The sequence below is a fragment of the Pseudoalteromonas sp. SG44-1 genome (assembly GCF_014164315.1).
Taxonomy (GTDB): Bacteria; Pseudomonadota; Gammaproteobacteria; order Enterobacterales; family Alteromonadaceae; genus Pseudoalteromonas; species Pseudoalteromonas rhizosphaerae.
On the sequence record NZ_JACJEW010000060.1, the window covers coordinates 1 to 17,267 of the forward strand.

Sequence of the window (17,267 nt, forward strand, 5' to 3'; positions counted from 1 at the left end):
AGCTATCAGCTATCAGCTATCAGCTATCAGCTATCAGCTATCAAATTTTATTTTTGACTTTAGGGCTGTCAACATTTTTGATAACTCAATGGTTTCATTTATCCACTGGGCGCCGATATTTTTATCTATATAACTAATGTCTATACCAATATAAATCTGTGTTCTAGCTTCCGCTAAAGAAGATCTAGATATATCTAAAAATCTAAGCCGCTCTTTATTGCTTTCACGAGTCATCCCCTCAGCTATATTACTAGGCACTGATAGGCTGGAGCGTGTTAATTGATCCCTAAAACCAAAATCTTTAAGGTATGCTGTCTTTTTATATACATCAGCACTCAATCGTGCGGCACGCTTCCATACTTCTAACTTTTCGAAATTCATTCAGTTACTCTTTTAAAGTGTTTTAAAAACTTATAGGTACAAAACATTTAAAAAGCAAATAACCTCTGTGATCTGACGGCTGACGGCTGACGGCTGACGGCTCGAAACTTAGCTCTTCCCTAGAACCTATTACTTGCTCGCTAACCCAAACACTTCTTTCATAACTTGGGTTGTTTTAGCTATTTCATCTTCTGTAAGGGTTGGGTGGACTAAAAACATGATTGACGTTTCACCTAGTTCAACTGCATTTGGTAGGCGTGTTTCTGGGCGCCATGGGGTGTTGTCAAAAGCTTTTTCTAAATACACTTCTGAGCAGCTCCCCTGAAAACACGGTACACCACGCTCTACAATTACATTAACTATACGGTCGCGATCCCAACCAGAGGCCAATTGTTCAGGCTTAATAAACATATAATGCTTATATTCAGCGTGTTCAATGTATTCAGGAACCTCAACTAAACGGATACAATCAAAGCCAGTTGCGGCTTGGTCAAGTTGTGCGCCATACGTTTGGCGTTTTGCAGTCCACTCTGTCATACGAGTTAGTTGAATACGGCCAAGTACGGCTTGCATTTCGGTCATGCGCCAGTTAGTACCAAAGCTTTCGTGTAACCATCTAAACCCCGGTGGGTGTTCGCGGTTATAAATTGCATCAAAGCTTTTACCGTGGTCTTTATAGCTCCACATGGTTGACCATAGCTCTTTTGAGTTAGTGGTTACCATGCCGCCTTCACCGCCAGTGGTCATAATTTTATCTTGGCAAAAGCTCCACGCGCCTACATGGCCAATACTACCGACTGAGCGACCTTTATATTTAGCACCATGTGCCTGCGCACAGTCTTCAATTACATAAAAGCCATGCTCTTTACTCAGCGCCATTATTTCATCCATTTCAGCAGGCATACCGGCTAAGTGTACAACAATAACTGCTTTCGTTTTTGGTGTAAGTACCGCTTTAATACTTGCAGCTGTAATGGCTTGGCTATTTAAATCAACATCAGCAAATACAGGTGCTGCGCCAGCAGTTACAATACTTGAGGCAGACGCTAAAAAAGTTCGCGGCGTAGTAATAACTTCATCGCCAGTACCCACATTTAACGCTTTAAGCGCTATATCAAGCGCTAAAGTGCCATTACCAAGTGCGATTGCATACTCGCTACCTGCCCAAGAAGCAAATTCTTTTTCAAATTCGCGGCCTTCAGTACCCGTCCAGTAGTTAACTTTGTTTGACAAAACTACACGACTTACAGCATCAGCTTCTTCTTGAGTGAAGCTAGGCCAAGGAGAAAATGGGATATTTAACATATATTAATACTCAAAAAAGCCTTTCTTTGTTTTACGGCCTAAATGGTTAGCCCTAACCATTTTTCTTAGAAGCGGATGTGCTCTATATTTAGGATCTCCAGTTTCACTGTAAAGAGTTTCCATTATAGACAAATTAACATCATTACCAATTAAATCTGCTAACGCTAAAGGACCCATCGGATGGTGTGCACCAAACTTCATCGCCCGATCAATATCTTCTGCGGTTGCTATACCTTCGGCTAAAATACTCACAGCTTCATTGATCATTGGTATAAGCATTCGATTAACAACAAAGCCCGGAGCTTCTTGAACAACAACAGGCGCCTTACCTAAAGCTTTAGTTAAAACTTGTAGCTTATCGACTATTTCAGGGTTAGTTTCATGGCCTACAACTATTTCGACTAATTCCATAATAGGGGCTGGATTGAAAAAGTGTAACCCGATTACATTTTGAGGGTTAGGTAATACACTACCAAAAGCTGTAATAGAAAGAGATGATGTATTAGAAGCAACAATCACTGATTCATCTACAAATTCCGCAAGCTTAGAAAAAAGATCCATTTTAGCAACGAAATCTTCAGCAATCGCCTCTATAACCAAATCAGACTTAGATATTGTGGCAAGCTCTGTACAACAGAATACTTTCTCTATTGCTATACTTGACTGCTCAGCTGAAATTTTCCCTTTGCGAGCAAGTCTAGATATATTTTTTTCACAGGTACCTTTTGAAGCATTCGCTTTATCATCAGTTCTTGCGATTAAATTTACTCTTGAAATTTCATTACTCATACAAAGCACTTGAGCGATACCTGTAGCCATTGTGCCAGAGCCAATTATTGATACTTCCATTACTCAGCTATCTCCTTTAATTTCTTTGCAGGGTTACCAGCAAAAATCGTTCTTTCAGGAATGTTTTTAGTCAAAACGCCTCCCATACCAAGCATAGAGCCTTTCTGAAGATTTAAGCCTTGCCTAATTGTAGCACCCGTACCAACTTCAACTAAATCATCTAAGAATACATTGCCAGAAACAGCCGCCATAGGTGCAATAGTTATAAAATCACCAAATTTACACTCATGTCCAACTGTCACATTGAGATTTAAAATGTTGTGAGTACCCAGCTCTATGTCTGCAGTTAGTATGGAGCCTGCACAAATAATAGCGCCTTTACCAATGCTAACAGTATTCGAATACCTAACACTCGGATGGATCAATGTTGCAAAACTCGGCTTTCCTAATAGTTGCATTTTATTTAAAACAGCTTTACGCGTCCTAGGACTACCAATAGCTATTATGAACTCACAATCTAGAGAGTAATCTACCCAAGTGTCAACTGAACCTAAGACGTTTGCTCCTTGGACATCCGTACCATGTGTAGAAGTATTATCATCTAAAACACCTCTTACCTTACGGTTGCAATCATGGGCTAGCCAAACTACTTCTTTAGCAAATCCACCGCCACCAATTACTATAATTTCTTTCACTTTTTATCACTCCCTTTAAAAAGAGACATTGTCGCCTCACCATCAGCACTAATACCCTCACGAACAAATACTTTTTTTACCGTTAGGAGCAGTATTTTTATATCAAGCCAAAAACTTTGGTTATCTACGTACCAAACATCCAACTTAAATTTATCTTCCCAGCTAATGGCGTTACGACCATTCACTTGTGCCCAGCCAGTAATACCTGGGCGTACATTATGACGACGCGCTTGTTGTTTATTATAAAGCGGTAAATATTGCACAAGCAGAGGCCTTGGACCTACTAAGCTCATATCGCCTTTTAATACGTTAAATAAACCGGGCAATTCATCTAAACTTGTAGATCGCAAAAATGAGCCAAATTTAGTCATACGCTCATTATCTGGCAGCAAGTTCCCCTGCTTGTCTTTACCATCAAGCATGGTTCTAAACTTCATCATTTTAAATACTTTACCATGTAAACCTGGGCGGTCTTGAGTAAATAAAATAGGTGAGCCCAGTTTAAAACGAATCAGTAAAGCAACAATCATAATTACTGGCAATAAAGTCAGTATTGCACATAGAGCAACTAAAAAATCAAAAATACGTTTAATCATTAATAGCTTCCATTAAAGTTTTCTCTATCCGTGCGGCCATTATATCTCTTGAGAAGTATTCATACGAAAGCAGTTTGCAACTTTGAACGGCTTTATCGTACTCACTTTGATTATTTAAAAACCGAGAAATACTTGCAGATGCCTTTTCGTAATCGCTACCATCTAAAACTAAGCCACAATTATGCTCATCAATAAACTCTTTTTGCCACCCCGCGTAGTTAATTGCAATTGGGGTTTGTGATGCCAAAGCATCAAACAGCTTATTAGCAGAGTTATGCCACATCTCCTTTACAGGCCCAAATAAAGATAACGACAAGTCAGCAGCAGATAATAAATCCACTATTTCTATTTTAGGAACTGGCGGTAATATATAAAGGTTACGATTTAAAACCCCAGCTTTTTCTGCATCAGCAATCACTTGCTGTTTTTCCATACCATCACCAATAGCAACAAAGCATAAATTAGCATCAAGAGTTTGCGCTGCCTTCGCTAATTCAACGATATAGCCAACTTTATTGATTAGGCCAAAAGTACCAGTATAAGCAATAAGTTTACGACCATTAACAAACTTTAATTTAGTCTCTAAGTAGTTGCAGCCAACACTTTTATCAACATCAAATAAATCAGTATCACAGCTATTAGTAGCTAACGTGACATGCTCTGCTGGAATACCATGCCTTGTAATACCATCGCACATGCCTGGCGATAAACCAATAAGACGCTTAGAGTTCTTATAAGTGTATTTTTCTAACCAAGTAGTAATTTTAATAATCCACTTATTTTTTATAACGCCCGTTGCTACAGGTAACTCAGGCCAAAGGTCGCGCACCTCAAACACTAAAGGAACTTTTTTCAGTTTAGAATAAATTAACCCAGGGATTGCAATTGTCAATGGCGTGCTAGTAGCAAAAACCACATCAGCTTTGATCGAAAGCGACTTTAACGTAGACCTAATCGAAAAGTTTATAAACTTCAAAATTCGCTTTAAAAAGCTATCTTTATTTGAGTAATCAAGATGTAAAACATGCAATTTAATGCCGTCAATTTCTATAAAGTTCCAGCCATTGCGTAAATTATAATTATCAGAAAAGTAAGCCGAACTAGTAACAAAAGTAACAGTGTGGCCATTTTTAACTAATCGTTTCGCCATTTCGTACGAGCGCGTCCCCGCGTTTGATTCTGGAGTGGCGAAGTACTGGTGAAGATATAGAATATCCATTCTTTTTATTGCCCTAGTTTTATGAAAAAAAACCTTTCAGAAGTAATTTTAGGTTTTTCACAAAGGTAAATTCACTCTTAATAGTAAAAGCCCATTTTAATATTAAAATTAAAGCTAAAGGAAAAGAGAAGTTTTTGAGAAAAAAACCTTTCGCTTGTAAATTTTTAGCGTAATCTACATTACGGTTTTCAGGTAAAGTGGTATGGTAGCAAAGTGTTTGACCACTAAAGTACACATTTGCTCCTTTATCAAAACTATCTAACATAAACTGATTCTCTTCACAGCACGGCAACTCCGTACCCAAACCTAGCTTTTCATCAAATTCAATTTTGTTTTCTTTGATAAAGTTTATTTTTGCGATAATTTCTATAGACGAGACCTTTAAAGATAACAGACGCGTAAACTTTGAATAATCACTATAATTCTTATAATATTTTTTGCGTTCTTCAAGAGAGCCAATTCTAATAAGTGAAATATCCGCATCATCAATTAAAAATGAGTCTAAGAAAGAAAGTAATTGGGTTTCATTTATTAAAAAATCATCATCTTGAAACCAAATCCAATCCGTTTCGGTTTCTTTAATTGCAATATTTCGACTTTTGCTCAAACCTTTATTCATGAGTTTAATAATTTTAATATCATCAGTTACCTTACTTTCGCATTCATTCTCCAACTGAGACACCACTAAAAAATCAACTCTACTTTTTATAGGTTCACTTAAATTAGATATTTTTTTTATTACAACATCTCGCTGTATTTTAACTGTAGATATAGCAACTGTTAACTTTTTCATCCAACCCCTTTAATATGCAAAATAAAATTAACACTAAATAGTCGGGAGCATTTAGAACTACAAACTAATAATAAATAAATCATATTAAAAAATAATCACCTCCTTTTATACTTCCTCCATTTCACTCCAACAATAGAAAAATTCACATTAAAATACAAAGCTAATGCTGACTTAAAGTTGAATCTATTAATATTCTTTATCAAATCAATAAAGGTAAATGCCCCTTTCTCTAGCTTTTTTTTCATAATTGACATTGATTGATAATGTTGTCTTGACATGAATTTTTTGTGCTTACTGATAAATAACTCTAAAGCCATTAGCCTTTTATAATTGCTGTTAGATATACGCGCTTGCTCATGACCCGTATGCCATACATAAGTAGCCTGCTTTATTTTTTTGCATGAACCAAACTTAGAAACGAGCCTAACCCATGTATCATAATCTTGAAATGCGGGAAAGGCTTCATCAAAACCATTAACTTCTTTCATTCTAGATGTCAAAGTAAACACTTGATTGCCAATTTTATTATAGTGAAGTAGGCTATCAAGAGTTATTATTCCGCAGTCTAATCCATGTTCAATTACAGATTCCCCAGTATTTTCTAGCAAGCTGCAGGCAACAAATGCATACGAATCATCAAAGGCTGCTAGTAAACCTTCAATATGCTCCGGCATAAACTCATCATCATCATCTAGCCCTGTTATAAATTCACCGCTAGCAGCAGAAATAGCTAAATTCCTTGCTACACAAGCACCTTTAGGTATCTCCTGTCTAAGACAAATAATATTGTCGTACTTCTTAAGGTATGACTGTAAGACTACTTGAGTATCATCCGATGAGCCATCATCGACAATAATAATTTCAATGCTTTTATAACTTTGATTTAATACAGAATCTAACGCCCGCTTTAACATATATGAACGATTATGAGTAGGTATATAAACACTAATTAATGACACTAGACACCTTAAATAATAAAGTAGTTGTACAATTGATAATTTTTAGTAAGCTCGCTACTTGGAATGCTTCCAATTACCTTTTCAAACTGATTTAATATACTCACTAAATTTAAAACAATTCAACAGAGATTACTAGCAAGAAATTAAGTATATGGAATTTATAAAGCCTCTTTTACTTAGAAAACAAAACAGCTTTATAAAAACTTAATTCTTAACACTTTTAAAGGAAAAATAAACAAAAAATGGTAGCCAAAACAATGTTTCACTCCAAAAAGAACCACTCAAACTCAATCTTGATAAGCTATAAATAGAAATTGTTATAATAAAATATTTTAATGACTTCTCTGGCAACATAAGCGTAGCTAATATAAACCTCCCGTAAAACACCATTAAAATGAGAACACCTGGTAAACCTACAATTAAAAGTAAATCTAAAATTAAATTATGAGGGTAAGGCGCACCATGAATAGTATTTGCTTGATAGTACCCTACATTATAGGGTAAGAAAAAATTATTACATATCATTGCTATGGCTTCCAAAAAAACGACCTCCCTCCCTGAAGATGATGAAACAACACCTTCATCTGTCATCATTATGAGCTTTTGGATTGAGTATGAATAAACCCCGTAAGTAGATAGAAAGTCTTGCATAAAAATTAAAATATCATATAAGAAATGCATTATCACTACTGCTACAAACAAACAAATAAATATCAATAAAAACTTGTAAGCCAATTTAAACTCTAAAAACAAAACCTTAACGCAAAACAAAGACAAAACTGCAGAAAAAAAAGCCATCCTATTACCAAGAATAAAGATTGAAGCAAGCCCTATTAGAATAATAATAAAATTAAAACTATTAAACTTCTCATTCCTAAGATCATTAAAGTATATAAATATTAGCGTTGAACTTAGGGAAACCCCATAAACCATGTAATTAACATCCCCATTAATAACTAAAGGAATTGAAAGGATCAAAATAAAACAAGAGAGCTTGGCTACATTACTTAGAGATGAGAATAAACAGTCACTTCTATTTATATACTGAAAAAAGAAAAAAGGTAGCACTGAAAACTTTAAAAAATTTAAATACAACCCTAAAGTCTGCATAATATTAACTGAAAACAAGGATGAAACTATAAAAAAAACACTAAAAAATAGAATGTATTTAATAAAATACATCTCAACTTTTTGTTTAAAATTTATAAATAAAGATATAACTAATAAAGCACCGTACAAACCCCATACAACTACGCCACTTGAGGTGTAGTACTTAATAGGGATAGTTATAACACTCAAAAATACAGATAAAGAGAAAATATATGAATTTAGATACTCCCTATTGATTGTAACATTCACTTTCATAATTAAGTCACTATAACTAATTTAAATATAGGAAAAGAATACACATTCACCCTGCTTCGAAACACTATCATTTCACTTATATTTTTTTCAAAATACATATTAACAACCATTTAGGTTAACGCTATTTATTATGAATTAAGAAAAAAACCACCTTACAAACCAAGCGACCTGAGAAGAAATAGCTATTAATAGTTAGAAAACCTTGATTTATAAAAACCACGGGGCTATATATACAAACTAATCATTAATTCATATTATAAAACCTACTTCTTACAATAGCTAGCAACCACCTTACCCCAGGTAAAAGAACATTAAGTTTAAGCAGTAAGAAAAGCTTCATCTTTTGAGTAATATTTACATGCTTTTTCATTACATTATAAACTTTACTTTTCAGTAAAATATCAGACTTAGAAATTAAAAAACATTTACAGCTAATATATGTAGATTTATTAAATGACTTATTATACTTACCTTTTGTATATTTGTTTAATAAAGAATATGTTTCTGCTCTACTAGTTAAATGCTGTAGCTTTAAATCATCATCACTACCAAATACCGAATTCCATGAACCTGAAATATTAACTCTGTATATAGACATGTTTTTTTGAAGAAATAACGCCCCACCACCTAAATACGCAGAGAAAAAATGCAAATAGATATCACCTACAGTCAAAGTATTATTCTCCATAAACTCAGTAAAAACAGGTAATATACTAGAACTGAATATAGTAGCGGCTGCAGGTATCTGGCCATATTTTTTTTCAACAATATCTTCTATGCTTACAATTCCAAATTGATGTTTATAATTCCCCATTTCAACTTTGCTTTTAGATTGCTGATCCATTCTAAATGCTAAATGAAAAGACATTTTATAATCGGGGTTAGCTTTCAATTGTGCTATTTGTAACTGTAGTTTATCTTTACAAGTCCAAAAATCATCACCTTCGCAAATTGCTACGTACTCCCCCTTAACTCGTGGATAATTAAAAGTAGAGCTAACATGCACCTTTTTTGAATACTGATTTTCCGTTTGATAGATAGGCTTTATTAGTCTTGGGTATTTCTCTTGATATACCTTAATAATCTCCGCAGTTTTATCAGTAGAAGCATCATCATGAATAAGAATTTCGAATGGGAAATCTGTATCTTGTATTAAAAATCCTTCTAACGCATCTTCAATATAAAGTTCGTGATTATATGTGATACAACAAATACTAACTACTGGACTTTCAATATTTCCTTTCCAGTTAGCTATAATTTCGTCTTCTGTTTTTAGCAATGCTAGTTTATTTACATTCATTTCACTAATACCGGCTTAATATCTTTACTACACAATATATTCGTTGTTATCGTCGTAAGGTCATTATTTGTTCCATTAAAACAGCACCACTCTACAATTTGCTTAGGAATATTAGCCCCCGCCAAATGTGAAAATGGGTACTGGCCACCAAATCGTGCGTTAAGCTCTAGCACATAAAACTCACCATCTATTTCCAAACAATCAGAGTCGAGAATTGCAATATGCCCTAATGCTGATGATAAGCTTTGTCCAATTGCTGAAAGTTTTGTGTTTTCAATAGTGATTGCCTGATCGGTTTCACCTGAACGCATGGCTAATTTTTTCTTACAAAATGTTGTTACATAGTTTTTTTGTAAGTCATTAATCACTTCAATGCCATATTCATTACTAATAATACACTGCTGAATTAATATCGCTTGCTCGATATCGGCGCTCGACTCAAACTTTAAATAGGATGTTTCAATTTCATTGCGAACCTTTTTGTAAAGTACTTGCAGCTCTTCTAAGTTATCGGCCTTATAAATACCAATTGAGCCCATACCCCAACGCGGTTTAATAATGACAGGGTATGCAAGCTTTGTATTATTAAGGGCTGCAACAGCCTCTGCAAATGAGATATAAGTTGTCGGTGTATTAATATTATGCTGAATTAAAAACTGATAGGTTTTCCATTTGTCATTACAAATATCAATCACTTCGGGGTCAGAAACAATAACATCAACACCAATGTCTTTAAAACGCTGTTTATTTTTAGCTAATATAGGTAAGTCGATATCAAAAAGTGAAATAAGCACTGTAATTTTATTTTTTATACAGTAGTCAATTAAAAAATCTATGTATTCAGCCGAGTATATTTGTGGTGTTAATGTAAACGCATCCGCTTGTTGTAAGGCATATGTTTCTATGCTATTTGCTGCAAATACTTTACCGTTTAACGGTTTGAGCGCTTCTTTAAAATAGTTAACGAGGTAGCTTCTGCGCCCTACTGAGGTTAATAATATATTCATATTTGCTTAGTCGCCATTAAGTTTAATAATCCACCAGTGTGCCAAAAAAGTACATTACTACCCGGCTTCACTTTTCCACTTTTAATATACTGTTGCATACCATACCATCCCTTGCCTGAGTATGTGGGATCGAGTATGATTCCAGTCTTTTCAGCCACGCTTTTAATTACATTTAACTGCTCAGGGTGAGTTTTTTCATACCCCCCTGCAATAAATTTATCATCAAATATTATATTTTCTGATAGTTGAGTATCTAACCCGTTTTCTTTAACGAACTCTAAAACAGAATGGGTGATCGCCTCTGTGCCGCGAGGGTTTTGCCGAGCAACACTAATACCAATAACCTGAGTCGCTAAATTTATTTTTTTAAATCCTACATGTAACCCAGCTTGGGTTGCACCAGTACCACTTGCATGAAAAACAAAATCAAAGTGTTGCTTAGCTTGTGCGTGCGCTTCAAATGCAGCATCGTAAAATGCTTGCGTGCCCTCTAAACAATGCCCGCCCCCCCAAATATAAAATGGCTTTAAGCCTTGCTTTGCATGCTCAGCCATTTCAGCGTCCATTACTTTTGCAACATCAGCCATGTCACAATAGACTATTTTGACACCAAGCAGCTGCAATAATTTGAGATTACCATTAGACTCACTCGGCTCAGAGGCGTGGATCACTATTGTGCATGTAATACCCAACTCTTTACAACGTATTGCTGTGGCTCTTACGTGGTTTGATTGTGCACCACCACAGGTTACAACTGCATTACAACCGTCAGCTATGCATTTAGCTAAAATATATTCCGCTTTACGGCCTTTATTACCACCACCAGAAATGGGGTATAAATCATCTCGTTTTACGAACAGGTTCACACCCAAATAGTTAATTTTTATTAGTGGCGTTGCTGTTAACCTCATAATAACTCTAATTCCATTTTTAAACCTTTAATGCAACTATTTTCATAATTAAATTCATTAATAACTTTAAACCCCACTTTTTTATATAAATGACTAGCGGGGCTATCGGCTCTAACGGTTAGTGATAGGCTATTAAATTGCTTAGATTTTAATTCTGCAATAGCAAGCTCAAGTAATCGTTGACTTAACCCCTGGCCCCTAGAGCTTGGTAATATAGCAATAAATGGACAAAAGGCTACTTTACTATCTAGATCATTCATATACACAGCGATTGCACCCACCAACTGGTTCTTCTTATATACTCCAAAAACAGTTGCAACTTTTAGCAACTTTAAAGCATATTGCTCTAAGTTGACTCGTGATGACAATGTAGGTGAAAAGTCAGCATCAACTTCGTTTAAAAGCTTAAAAAAGGGTGTAAAGTCGCCCTCATTTAATAAATTAACCACAAATAACCTCTATAACTTTCATTTGTTCTTTTTCCGTTAAAGCATTATGAATGGGTATACACAACACTTGCTCTGAAATTGATTTAGCATTAGGAGTACTGCTAACGTAGTCCTTATAAAGCTCAAACTGGGTTACTAATGGGTAAAAATAACGTCGAGCAAGAATGTTATTAGCCTGCAGCTTTTCAAGTAGCTCATCACGGCTTAAGCCAAATTCAGCTTGGTCAATTAAAATAGGGTAATATGAATAGTTAAGTTCTAAGCTCGAGTGGTTATCGAGTGTTTTAATACCTGCTGTGGTACTAAATGCCTTATCGTAATAATTGGCAATTGATTTTCGTTTAGCTATAGACTCATCTATTTTGTTTAAAGCAACGAGCCCAAAAGCAGCTTGTAGTTCGTTGAGTTTTGCATTCATTCCACAAACACTTATTTGTGTTTCAGACTCAAAGCCAAAGTTTTTTAATTGATCTAACCTTTGCTTTTGTTCTAGCGTTTTACAAACAACCGCTCCGCCTTCTATAGTCGAGTAGGCCTTGGTTGCATGAAAACTTAAAATAGATAAATCACCATAGTTTAGAACAGATTGTCCGCACTCTTTAACACCAAACGCATGTGCAGCATCATAAATAACCTTTAAACCATGTTTTTTAGCAATCGCGTCAATTGCAGCATCATTACACGGCGTACCATATACGTGAACAGGCAAAATAGCCGAAGTTTTCTCGGTTATAGCCGCTTCAATTTTTGCCGGATCGATATTAAATGTAGTAGGGTCAATATCAACAAAAATCGGGGTTAGGTTATTCCACTTTATTGCATGAGCGGTTGCGACAAATGTGTAAGGCGTTGTAATTACTTCCCCCGTCAGTTCTAGCGACTGTAAAGCGGTTATAAGTGCCAATGTCCCGTTAGAAAACAAACTTATATAAGGTACATCAAGGTACTTGCACAGCTCATCTTCAAGCTGTTGATGGTAGTGGCCGCTATTAGTTAACCATTTACGCTGCCAAATATCTTCAAGATAGGGGGTTAATTCATCTAAAGGCGGTAACAGTGGTGAGGTGACTGTTATTTTATCCATTTTTTAATTCAACCTTTTTTCTAAAAATCACATGTAAAATTTGTGTATATAAATCGTTTGCTGTCCAACGAATTAAACCAATGTAAATCAAAGGCATCACAGTTAGGTTAATAGCTAAATGAACTGTTGGGTTCGCGATATAGTTTGTTACCACATACCAAGATAAAATATAAGTAAGCAGCCCACTAAAGAGCACACAACCCCAGATGGGTAATAATGCAGCTAGTTGTTTAGTTGTTTTTAAACGACTAAACCGACCTGTATAAAAAGAATTAATAAAAAACGCAATGAATGAATGGATCAATAAGCCAATACACATAGCTTTGACCCCTAGGGGTATAGTAATAACTAGCATAACTGTTATTAAGCTTTTTTTTATAATCTCTAATTTTAAAAATATATCTGAGCGGCCTTTGACTTGCAGCAAATTTAAATTTATTGCATGTATTGGGTAAAGCATAAATGCCAAGCTTAATATAGATAACAGTTCAGCTGCAGGTAACCACTCAGACCCCAGTACAATACTAATAAATGGTTCTGCTGAAATGCTCAACCCCGCCATTAGAGGGAACACGACCAACGCAGCAAGTCGTAGAGTCAATAAGTAAGTATCTTCAAATTTATTAACATCATTTTGAATATTACTTAGCATGGGGTAAGTAACACGCTGTATTACTGTAGTCATAGTCATTGCAGGCATAAGAGATAGTTGATTCGCTTGAGTAAACAAACCAACTTGAGTCGCACTAAATTGCTTACCAATTATAATTTGGTAAATGTTTTTAAATACGGTGTCAATAAGTGATGCAGCTAATAATTTAGAGCCAAAGCCAAATAAGTAATTAAAAGAGTTTTTACTAAACCCCGTTTTTGGCAGCCAAGGATGAAAAACATTCAATAAAATAACCAAAAGAAGCGCATTCGATAATGCCTGGCCTACCAAAGCCCACACACCGTAGTCTAGTTCAGCCATATACAAGGCCACCCCACTACTGATAACAACGCTGAGTAATGACGCTTTAGCCTGTGTTTTGAAATCCATAGCAATAGTTAACTTAGCTCTTTGTACAATTGCAAAACTATTTATTACAATATTTAATGCAAGCACCCTCATTAAATTAACTAATTCTGGCTGCTCATAAAATTTAGCGACACTAGGTGCCGCAAAAAAGAGAATTAAGTAACAAAATAAACCAACAAAGATATTAAAGTAAAAGGCTGTTGAAAAATCACTTTCTGTACGCTCAGTATAACGGACCAGAGCAGCAGTAAAACCGCTATCTGTAAATACCTGGCTTACTGCAATAAATACAGCTAACATACCCACTAGACCAAACACATTTGGTCCTAATAGCCTTGCTAAAAATAGCATAACTATAAGTTGAATAGCTTGAGTAGCTAACCGTTCTATGGCACTCCATTTCAAACCATTGGCAGTGGATTTCATATATTTTTTAATAAATCGGCTAAATAGCTGCCATAGCCATTTTTAGACATTAGCTTAGCTTTTACTGCCACGTCTTCAGCCGTTAGCCAACCATTATGAAATGCAACTTCTTCTAAACAGGCTATTTTATAGCCTTGGCATCGCTCAATTGTTTCTACAAATTGTGCTGCTTCGAGTAAACTTTCATGGGTGCCTGTATCTAACCAAGTAAAACCACGGCCCAGCATTTCGACATTAAGCTTATTTTGCTTTAAATACATTTCGTTCAAGCAGGTAATCTCAAGTTCACCGCGATGAGATGGTTCAACTTTTTTCGCCAATTCAACAACCGAATTGTCGTAAAAATAAAGCCCTGTTACAGCAAAGTGAGATTTTGGTTTAGTTGGTTTTTCTTCGATTGATATCGCTTTTTTATTATGGTCAAACTCAACCACGCCAAAACGTTCTGGATCATTAACCTGATAACCAAACACTGTTGCACCTTGGCCGTTTTTTGCATTTTCTACAGCGTGCTTAAGCTTAGTGGTAAAACCTTGCCCATAAAAAATGTTATCACCAAGCACTAAGCATACGTCATCACTACCAATAAAGTCTTCACCCAAAATAAATGCTTGGGCTAGTCCATCGGGGCTAGGTTGCACTGTATAACTAAGCTCAATACCAAACTGTGAGCCGTCACCTAATAAGCGTTTAAATGAATCAATATCTTCAGGCGTAGTAATAATTAACACTTCGCGTATACCGGCTAACATTAACACCGAAAGTGGATAATAAACCATTGGCTTATCATAAATGGGTAATAACTGCTTTGATACACCCATAGTGATAGGGTAAAGGCGTGTACCAGAACCACCCGCTAAAATAATTCCTTTCACTTTACTCTCCTTGAGTTTTTGTGTTTATTTGACCAAGGCGTTCACGTTGATACGAACCACTTTGAACGTTTTGACACCACTGCTGATTATCTAAATACCATTGTACCGTTTTTCGTAAACCTGTTTCAAAGGTTTCGATTGGCGTCCAATTTAGTTCTTTACTCATTTTTGATGAATCAATTGCATAACGTCTGTCATGCCCTGGTCTATCATTTACAAACGTGATTTGCTCAGCATACTTAGGTTTTTTAGGCACCAACTCATCTAAAATACTGCAAATTGTTTGTACAACCTCAATATTTTGCTTTTCATTGTGGCCGCCAATATTGTATGTTTCGCCTACTTTGCCTTCAGTCACTACTTTATATAAAGCACGTGCATGATCTTCAACATAAAGCCAATCGCGAATTTGGTCGCCTTTACCATAAACAGGTAAATCTTTGCCTTCAAGTGCATTTAAAATCACTAATGGAATTAATTTTTCAGGGAAATGATAAGGCCCATAATTATTTGAACAGTTAGTCACTATAGTTGGAAAGCCGTAAGTTCTTAACCATGCTCGCACTAAATGATCACTAGATGCTTTACTTGCTGAATATGGGCTACTTGGGGCATAAGAGGTTTGCTCTGTAAATAAAGGCAGCTCTTTATCAAACGCATTATCATCTTGTTCATCTGGATGTGGTAAATCACCATATACTTCATCAGTTGATATATGATGAAACCTAAAAGCTAGTTTAGCGCTATCATCAAGGGTATTCCAATACTCGCGAGCAGCCTCTAATAAGGTATAAGTGCCTACAATATTAGTTTGTATAAACTCAGCAGGACCAGTTATTGAGCGATCAACATGGCTTTCTGCGGCTAAATGCATTACAGCATCAGGGGTATGCTGTTTAAAAACACGGTCAAGCTCTGCGCGGTCACAGATATCAACTTGCTCAAATGTATAGCGGTCACTCTTTTCGATATGTTCTAGGGACTGTAAATTACCAGCATAGGTTAACTTATCTAAGTTAATAACTGAGTCACTGGTGTTTTTAATAATGTGGCGAGTAACAGCCGAACCAATAAAACCAGCTCCACCTGTAACGAGAATTTTCACAATCAATCCTTTATTAGTTTAAAAATCAGATAGCAATTTAGTTATGCTACTGTATCAAGTCCTAAATTAAGCCAGAGTCAGGTCAAATATGAAAGTTAATACCTTCTTTTCTGAATGGATCTCTATGGCTAACCTTTACTTTAAAGCGTGGCATAATGCCCTGCTTACAAAACATTTTACCACAGAGGCGTTCGCTACACCGAAAACCATTCGTGGCTAAAGCCGACTCCTACGTGTTCTGTGTGGTAAGCCTTTTACTTTAGTTACAACTGCGCGGCATAAAGCCCGACTTACAAAATAAGTTCTACCACCGAGGCGTTCGCTACATCGAGAAAAGCTAGATAAAGTTAATTTATTAGCTCTCTAATCTCTGCCTCCGTGAACTCAGTGTCCTCTGTGGTGAATTTACTTAATTTTTTTCCACCGAGAGCACCGAGGCGTTCGCTACACCGAAAAACCATTCGTGGCGAAAGCCCGAAAAAATCATTTACACAAAAATAAGGGAGCTAGAATAAATGAGAAGAGATTAACGCATGCTTTATAACTTTTCTTAAGAGCAATGACCTTTACTTATTTGTACATATCTTAATTAAAACTGCGCGGCATAAAGCCCGACCTACAAAACATTTTTACCACCGAGGCGTTCGCTACATCGAGAAAAGCTAGATAAAAGTTAATTTATTAGCTCTCTAATCTCTACCTCCGTGAACTCAGTGTCCTCTGTGGTGAATTTACTTAATTTTTTACCACCGAGAGCACCGAGGCGCTTTGCTGCACCGAAAAACCATTCGTGGCTAAAGCCGACTCCTACGTGTTCTTTGTGGTGAGCCTTTTACTTTAGTTACAACTGCGCGGCATAAATCCCGACCTACAAAACATTTTTACCACCGAGGCGTTCGCTACATCGAGAAAAGCTAGATAAAAGTTAATTTATTAGCTCTCTAATCTCTACCTCCGTGAACTCAGTGTCCTCTGTGGTGAATTTAC

At 36.0% G+C, this 17,267-nt stretch carries 18 protein-coding genes; 1 reads left to right on the top strand and 17 read right to left on the bottom strand.

Annotated elements, in window-relative coordinates:
- Positions 1–33: 33 nt before the first annotated feature.
- From H5187_RS19495 to rfbB, 17 genes are all read right to left on the bottom strand, one after another.
- A complete protein-coding gene (locus H5187_RS19495) occupies positions 34–381 on the bottom strand; it encodes a four helix bundle protein (RefSeq protein ID WP_169020997.1) in 348 nt (115 codons plus the stop codon).
- A 129-nt stretch (positions 382–510) separates the two neighbouring features.
- Positions 511–1,686, bottom strand: coding sequence for a DegT/DnrJ/EryC1/StrS aminotransferase family protein (locus H5187_RS19500; protein ID WP_182798176.1), 1,176 nt, complete (start codon positions 1,684–1,686; stop codon positions 511–513).
- 3 nt (positions 1,687–1,689) lie between these two features.
- Positions 1,690–2,535 (bottom strand): 3-hydroxyacyl-CoA dehydrogenase family protein, encoded by an 846-nt coding sequence (locus H5187_RS19505; RefSeq protein WP_182798177.1) that lies wholly within the window; start codon positions 2,533–2,535, stop codon positions 1,690–1,692.
- Complete coding sequence (locus H5187_RS19510) at positions 2,535–3,170, bottom strand: acetyltransferase (RefSeq protein WP_182798178.1); 636 nt, start codon at positions 3,168–3,170, stop codon at positions 2,535–2,537. Before H5187_RS19510 ends, H5187_RS19505 begins: the two co-directional genes overlap by 1 nt.
- On the bottom strand, positions 3,167–3,766 hold the full coding sequence (locus H5187_RS19515; RefSeq protein WP_182798179.1) for a sugar transferase: 600 nt from the start codon (positions 3,764–3,766) through the stop codon (positions 3,167–3,169). Before H5187_RS19515 ends, H5187_RS19510 begins: the two co-directional genes overlap by 4 nt.
- Positions 3,759–4,985: a glycosyltransferase family 4 protein gene (locus H5187_RS19520; RefSeq protein WP_182798180.1), complete on the bottom strand. Its 1,227-nt coding sequence runs from the start codon at positions 4,983–4,985 to the stop codon at positions 3,759–3,761. Before H5187_RS19520 ends, H5187_RS19515 begins: the two co-directional genes overlap by 8 nt.
- A gap of 19 nt (positions 4,986–5,004) precedes the next feature.
- On the bottom strand, positions 5,005–5,778 hold the full coding sequence (locus H5187_RS19525) for a glycosyltransferase (RefSeq protein ID WP_182798181.1): 774 nt from the start codon (positions 5,776–5,778) through the stop codon (positions 5,005–5,007).
- A 95-nt stretch (positions 5,779–5,873) separates the two neighbouring features.
- Positions 5,874–6,737 (bottom strand): glycosyltransferase, encoded by an 864-nt coding sequence (locus tag H5187_RS19530; protein WP_182798182.1) that lies wholly within the window; start codon positions 6,735–6,737, stop codon positions 5,874–5,876.
- 204 nt (positions 6,738–6,941) lie between these two features.
- Positions 6,942–8,102, bottom strand: coding sequence for an O-antigen ligase family protein (locus H5187_RS19535; protein WP_182798183.1), 1,161 nt, complete (start codon positions 8,100–8,102; stop codon positions 6,942–6,944).
- Positions 8,103–8,346: 244 nt separating this feature from the next.
- Complete coding sequence (locus H5187_RS19540; protein WP_182798184.1) at positions 8,347–9,402, bottom strand: glycosyltransferase family 2 protein; 1,056 nt, start codon at positions 9,400–9,402, stop codon at positions 8,347–8,349.
- A complete protein-coding gene (locus tag H5187_RS19545) occupies positions 9,399–10,409 on the bottom strand; it encodes an ATP-grasp domain-containing protein (RefSeq protein WP_182798185.1) in 1,011 nt (336 codons plus the stop codon). Before H5187_RS19545 ends, H5187_RS19540 begins: the two co-directional genes overlap by 4 nt.
- Positions 10,406–11,320 (bottom strand): 1-aminocyclopropane-1-carboxylate deaminase/D-cysteine desulfhydrase, encoded by a 915-nt coding sequence (locus H5187_RS19550; protein ID WP_182798186.1) that lies wholly within the window; start codon positions 11,318–11,320, stop codon positions 10,406–10,408. The genes H5187_RS19545 and H5187_RS19550 overlap by 4 nt, the downstream gene beginning before the upstream one ends.
- Complete coding sequence (locus H5187_RS19555; RefSeq protein WP_182798187.1) at positions 11,317–11,769, bottom strand: GNAT family N-acetyltransferase; 453 nt, start codon at positions 11,767–11,769, stop codon at positions 11,317–11,319. The genes H5187_RS19550 and H5187_RS19555 overlap by 4 nt, the downstream gene beginning before the upstream one ends.
- Complete coding sequence (locus H5187_RS19560) at positions 11,762–12,853, bottom strand: DegT/DnrJ/EryC1/StrS aminotransferase family protein (protein ID WP_182798188.1); 1,092 nt, start codon at positions 12,851–12,853, stop codon at positions 11,762–11,764. Before H5187_RS19560 ends, H5187_RS19555 begins: the two co-directional genes overlap by 8 nt.
- The gene (locus H5187_RS19565; RefSeq protein WP_182798189.1) at positions 12,846–14,300 is read right to left on the bottom strand and encodes a lipopolysaccharide biosynthesis protein; all 1,455 of its coding nucleotides are present in this window, start codon (positions 14,298–14,300) and stop codon (positions 12,846–12,848) included. Before H5187_RS19565 ends, H5187_RS19560 begins: the two co-directional genes overlap by 8 nt.
- Positions 14,297–15,175, bottom strand: a complete 879-nt coding sequence (rfbA, locus tag H5187_RS19570) for a glucose-1-phosphate thymidylyltransferase RfbA (protein ID WP_182798190.1) — start codon at positions 15,173–15,175, stop codon at positions 14,297–14,299. Before rfbA ends, H5187_RS19565 begins: the two co-directional genes overlap by 4 nt.
- Before the next feature lies 1 nt (position 15,176).
- Positions 15,177–16,280 (bottom strand): dTDP-glucose 4,6-dehydratase, encoded by a 1,104-nt coding sequence (gene rfbB / locus H5187_RS19575; RefSeq protein ID WP_182798191.1) that lies wholly within the window; start codon positions 16,278–16,280, stop codon positions 15,177–15,179.
- 88 nt (positions 16,281–16,368) lie between these two features.
- Here rfbB and H5187_RS24700 point away from each other — a divergent pair, with 88 nt between their 5' ends.
- Positions 16,369–16,500: a hypothetical protein gene (locus H5187_RS24700; RefSeq protein WP_259398552.1), complete on the top strand. Its 132-nt coding sequence runs from the start codon at positions 16,369–16,371 to the stop codon at positions 16,498–16,500.
- Positions 16,501–17,267 lie beyond the last annotated feature (767 nt).

Coding starts and splice junctions, on each gene's coding strand:
- H5187_RS19560 (WP_182798188.1), bottom strand. CDS start 12,853: ATGGATAAAATAACAGTCACCTCACCACTGTTACCGCCTTTAGATGAA.
- H5187_RS19525 (WP_182798181.1), bottom strand. CDS start 5,778: ATGAAAAAGTTAACAGTTGCTATATCTACAGTTAAAATACAGCGAGAT.
- H5187_RS19495 (WP_169020997.1), bottom strand. CDS start 381: ATGAATTTCGAAAAGTTAGAAGTATGGAAGCGTGCCGCACGATTGAGT.
- H5187_RS19505 (WP_182798177.1), bottom strand. CDS start 2,535: ATGGAAGTATCAATAATTGGCTCTGGCACAATGGCTACAGGTATCGCT.
- H5187_RS19500 (WP_182798176.1), bottom strand. CDS start 1,686: ATGTTAAATATCCCATTTTCTCCTTGGCCTAGCTTCACTCAAGAAGAA.
- H5187_RS19550 (WP_182798186.1), bottom strand. CDS start 11,320: ATGAGGTTAACAGCAACGCCACTAATAAAAATTAACTATTTGGGTGTG.
- H5187_RS19515 (WP_182798179.1), bottom strand. CDS start 3,766: ATGATTAAACGTATTTTTGATTTTTTAGTTGCTCTATGTGCAATACTG.
- H5187_RS19545 (WP_182798185.1), bottom strand. CDS start 10,409: ATGAATATATTATTAACCTCAGTAGGGCGCAGAAGCTACCTCGTTAAC.
- H5187_RS19540 (WP_182798184.1), bottom strand. CDS start 9,402: ATGAATGTAAATAAACTAGCATTGCTAAAAACAGAAGACGAAATTATA.
- H5187_RS19565 (WP_182798189.1), bottom strand. CDS start 14,300: ATGAAATCCACTGCCAATGGTTTGAAATGGAGTGCCATAGAACGGTTA.
- H5187_RS19535 (WP_182798183.1), bottom strand. CDS start 8,102: ATGAAAGTGAATGTTACAATCAATAGGGAGTATCTAAATTCATATATT.
- H5187_RS24700 (WP_259398552.1), top strand. CDS start 16,369: ATGAAAGTTAATACCTTCTTTTCTGAATGGATCTCTATGGCTAACCTT.
- H5187_RS19520 (WP_182798180.1), bottom strand. CDS start 4,985: ATGGATATTCTATATCTTCACCAGTACTTCGCCACTCCAGAATCAAAC.